Source organism: Brumicola blandensis (assembly GCF_031846165.1).
Classification (GTDB): Bacteria; Pseudomonadota; Gammaproteobacteria; order Enterobacterales; family Alteromonadaceae; genus Glaciecola; species Glaciecola blandensis.
The window spans coordinates 1-4,178 of the sequence record NZ_JAVRIE010000013.1; the positions used below are offsets into that span (position 1 = coordinate 1).

4 protein-coding genes and 4 tRNA genes are annotated in these 4,178 nt (G+C 40.8%); 1 reads left to right on the forward strand and 7 read right to left on the reverse strand.

The window, feature by feature from the left end; genetic code table 11:
• Nucleotides 1-76: 76 nt before the first annotated feature.
• The 7 genes from RM544_RS17565 to murB all read right to left on the reverse strand — a co-directional run bounded on the left by RM544_RS17565 (nt 77) and on the right by murB (nt 3,246).
• A tRNA-Thr gene (locus RM544_RS17565) sits at nt 77-152 on the reverse strand.
• An 8-nt stretch (nt 153-160) separates the two neighbouring features.
• A tRNA-Gly gene (locus RM544_RS17570) sits at nt 161-235 on the reverse strand.
• Between the two features lie 33 nt (nt 236-268).
• A tRNA-Tyr gene (locus tag RM544_RS17575) sits at nt 269-353 on the reverse strand.
• An 8-nt stretch (nt 354-361) separates the two neighbouring features.
• Nucleotides 362-437 (reverse strand) — tRNA-Thr (locus tag RM544_RS17580).
• A 127-nt stretch (nt 438-564) separates the two neighbouring features.
• Nucleotides 565-1,293: a type III pantothenate kinase gene (locus tag RM544_RS17585; RefSeq protein ID WP_311363133.1), complete on the reverse strand. Its 729-nt coding sequence runs from the start codon at nt 1,291-1,293 to the stop codon at nt 565-567.
• Nucleotides 1,277-2,251 carry a bifunctional biotin--[acetyl-CoA-carboxylase] ligase/biotin operon repressor BirA gene (birA, locus tag RM544_RS17590; protein ID WP_311363134.1) on the reverse strand — a complete coding sequence of 325 codons (975 nt, stop codon included), beginning with the start codon at nt 2,249-2,251 and terminating at the stop codon, nt 1,277-1,279. Before birA ends, RM544_RS17585 begins: the two co-directional genes overlap by 17 nt.
• On the reverse strand, nt 2,248-3,246 hold the full coding sequence (gene murB / locus RM544_RS17595) for a UDP-N-acetylmuramate dehydrogenase (protein WP_311363135.1): 999 nt from the start codon (nt 3,244-3,246) through the stop codon (nt 2,248-2,250). The genes birA and murB overlap by 4 nt, the downstream gene beginning before the upstream one ends.
• 181 nt (nt 3,247-3,427) lie before the next feature.
• On the opposite strand from murB, the gene RM544_RS17600 reads away from it, so the two are divergent.
• Nucleotides 3,428-3,877 (forward strand): DUF3010 family protein, encoded by a 450-nt coding sequence (locus tag RM544_RS17600; RefSeq protein WP_311363136.1) that lies wholly within the window; start codon nt 3,428-3,430, stop codon nt 3,875-3,877.
• Nucleotides 3,878-4,178: the final 301 nt, after the last annotated feature.

A 4,178-nucleotide genomic window follows, 5' to 3' on the forward strand; every position in this document is an offset into this window, starting at 1 on the left:
TTGCTTTGCCATTTTAAATATTCCCAGCAACGTATAAAAAAATTATTTCTAAGAAGTGAGATTGGAAACTAGGAGATGGTGCTGATAGGCAGATTCGAACTGCCGACCTCACCCTTACCAAGGGTGCGCTCTACCAACTGAGCCATATCAGCAACGTTAATGGAGCGGGCAGCGGGAATCGAACCCGCATCATCAGCTTGGAAGGCTGAGGTAATAGCCATTATACGATGCCCGCGTTCCTAATTCTCGATCCCACTTCCAGAGAAAGTGGTGGAGGGGGCAGGATTCGAACCTGCGAAGGCTGAGCCGGCAGATTTACAGTCTGCTCCCGTTGACCGCTTGGGTACCCCTCCGAGATTGATGGTGCCGACTACCGGAGTCGAACTGGTGACCTACTGATTACAAGTCAGTTGCTCTACCAACTGAGCTAAGTCGGCACTGCATCAAGTGGGTGCGCATATTAAAGAAATGATCGGCATGTGGCAATACCTAATTGAGAAAAAAACACCTTTTTTTGCACTTTTTTTTAATATGCCTTTTTTTAAAGCAAAATATTGCTGATTTTTAATCAACAAACAAGGTTAATCCATCTAAGACTAAGTTTTCATGAAAGAAAAGAGGGTAAGCAAAATCTTCTTGTTTGAGTATATTTCTATTTCCGCCGGTAATAAAAATGTCAAAATCTTGATTTTTTTTCGATAAAGTGAAAATTGCGGTATGTAATAGTCCAACAATTTGAGCTTTGCATCCCGCTTCAACACATTCGGGTGTGTCTTTTTGGAAATCTATTTCACTGATTTCTTCATCTTTTCCGAATACATTTTGTGTATTCTTAAACAATGAATCTCTCAGTAAACGAAACCCGGGGGCGATCCATCCACCCAAATGTTGACCATCTGCAACAGCATCAACAGTAATCGCCGTACCAACATCCACGACAATAAAAGACTTTAGTTTAGATTTAGTGTTGGCAGCTAACATGGCTAACCAACGATCTACGCCCATATTAGAGGTAACTGAATAAGCATTGCTAAGACCGAACTGCGCAGCTTGTGTGCGAGCCTCAATGACTTCGACCTTATTAGATGTCGCTATTTTATTAATATCGTCAACCAAACTGCGACGACCGACACAGGAAAGATATATTTTCTCGGCTAGTTCTATATGTTGTTTGAGTTCTTCGGGCGAACTAGCGGTCTCTGCGCGAGAAGACAACTGTGAGCCTTTGTCATATTTGCGAAACTTAATACATGAATTACCAATATCAATCAGTAAGTTATAACTTCCGGACACTTATTTCTCCACCATGGTGAGGAGTGATGCCCCCTGAGTTCTCGAGTAGTAACGCACCACTTTCATTGATACCTTTGCTCACACCGTGAATTTGATTGTTACCCGACACTAAATATACATATTGATTATAAAACAAGTCAGCTTTCTTCCACTCTTCCATAAATGGTCGTAATCCGCTTGATTCAAACTCCTTTAGCATCTCGGTAAGCGTGCTAAATAGCATCGCTATTAGTTCATTTCTGTCGAGCGAGCGATTCAGAATTTCTTTTATATCTGTAAAAGGTTGATCAATACCGGAAATGTTCTTTGGTAAATCAACATTGACTCCTATTCCGATGATTGCGTTCGCATCGGAACCAACTTGCCCCTCTACCTCTATCAGTATCCCTGCTAGCTTCTTGTTATTGTGGTAAACGTCATTTGGCCACTTTAACTTACAATCATGAATGCCCAATTTTTGCATAACCCGATTAATACCAATGCCAACTAACAAAGACAAACCTACTATAGATTGATAACCGCCGGAGAACGTCCACGCCATAGACATATAGATACTAGACCCGAAGGGTGAGACCCAAGTTTTACCCCTTCTACCTCTTCCACTGGTTTGTGCTTCTGCTAGGCACATGTAGCCCTGAGGAAGGGCTTGTAGATTTTGTTTAATAAAGGTGTTCGTAGAGTCAATGATAGTGAATACATCAATATTCTCTTGATGCTTATGGCCGATGAGAGACAATATACTGTCTTTATTCAACAACTGGATTGGGTTCGCAAGCCTGTAGCCACGCCCCTTTACGCTGAAGATGTCTAAACCAATGTCAGCTAGGTATTTGATGTGATTAGCAACTGCACTTCTACTAATCCCTGTAAGCTCTCCTAAGTCCTCTCCAGAATGAAATTCACCAGATGCGAGGACCTGTATAATTTTACTGCGAGTGAGTGCTGCTGCTTTTCTCATAATGTGACTAATCCTTGTCGTCCTACCAATCTGACTTCGTTCTCAAGTTTGATATCGAATGCCTGGGTTACTTTTTGAGTTATTTCTCTGGCTAGCATGAGTAATCCTTCTCCATCGCCATTACCTGAGTTAACAAGTACAAGAGGTTGTTTGTCGTGACATCGTACCCCTCGATATTCTTTTCCTTTAAAGCCAAGTTGGTCAATTAACCATGCAGCCGGGACTTTAACGGCACTATCGTTAACTTCAAAGTACGGTATTTTTGAGTGTGTAGCCAGTAAAGACTTCAATTTTTCTTTACTAATTACCGGATTTTTGAAGAAACTTCCTGCGTTACCCTGAATCTTTGGATCAGGGAGTTTACTTTTACGAACTTCAATCACTTTCGTGTATATCTCTTCAGGACACGGTTTGATGAGTGTGTCTAGTGGCGCATAAGTGGCATTTACTGTGTGTTTTTTTGGTAGTAAAAAATTAACCGCGGTAATAAAACAACGATTGAAAAGCTCATGCTTAAAAATACTATCTCGATACCCAAATCGACATTCTTCATTTTTAATGAGTTTCATTCTATTCTCATCAATATCATAGAACTCGACACTAGTAATAAACTGAGCAATCTCGACGCCGTAAGCCCCAATATTTTGTATCGGAGCAGCTCCTACCGTACCGGGTATTAAAGCGAGGTTTTCAAAGCCATATATTTTTTGGGCTAAGGTCCAAGACACAAGATCATGCCAATTTTCACCTGAGCCTACAGACAGATTATGACTGTTTTCGTTTTCCTGATGGGCTTTACCCTTGAGTTGATTTAAAACGACGTCGCCTTCGAAGTCATCTAAGAAAATCGTATTACTACCTTCACCTAAGATATATTCAGCCTGCCTATCACTTCTCTGATAATGCAATTTCAGTGCTTCAATAGAGTCGATGTAGTGAATTTTCTCACAAGAGGCATTTAAGCCAAATGTGTGACTATGTTTCAGTGAGGTCAATTTACCAGAGTTCCGAAGCGTCTAAAGGTTATGTGTTTTATAATAACAAGAATCACTTGTTGTAAGCGACTATTATTATGTAATCGATGAACGGGAAATTAACTTCACCTTGTACGATAGTTGATCTTTTTTGCTCGTCTAAATGCGTTACAATAAAGAAAACTGAATAAGAGAAATTGAAATGAAAATTTGTGGTGTTGAAATAAAAGGTTCTGAGGCTATTGTTTGTATACTCGATTATAACGATGGTCTTTTTACGCTACCTGACTGCAGAGTCCGTAAGGTGGAGTTTGATAAGCGCAACAATACAGGTGACATTCGTTATTTTCAATCAACGTTTGCCAAACTTATGGCTGACTATAAAGTCGAGTCTGTGGTTATTAAAGACCGTCCTCTTAAAGGAAAATTTGCAGGCGGTGCGCTTGGTTTCAAAATGGAAGCGGCTATCCAACTAATCGATGGTTTAGATGTACACACAATGTCTCCGCAAGAACAAAAAGAATCGATAAAACGCAATCCAGTTTCTGTTGATTTTTCTGAAACAGGATTGAAAATATTTCAGGAGCAGGCCTTTACTGTAGCATACGCAAAACATATGAATATACAGTATCCTCCACAACCCGAAGCTTAAGTTAATTAAGGCAAGAAAAAGGGGTCAGAGTGAATTTATTTTTCTGCTTTGTTCAGGTCCTCACCAATATAAACCTTCAAACGGCAGGGATGCCGTTTGGGAGTGGGCAGGATGCCGTTTGGGAGTGGGCAGGATGCCGTTTGGGAGTGGGCAGGATGCCGTTTGGGAGTGGGCAGGATGCCGACAAGCGTGTTTATATTGGTGAGGGCCTGCTCAACGCTAAATGATAAATAATTCACTCTGACCCCCTTTTTAATTCACTCTGACCCCTTTTTTGATTTTTGCTATTAGGTTTATTGCG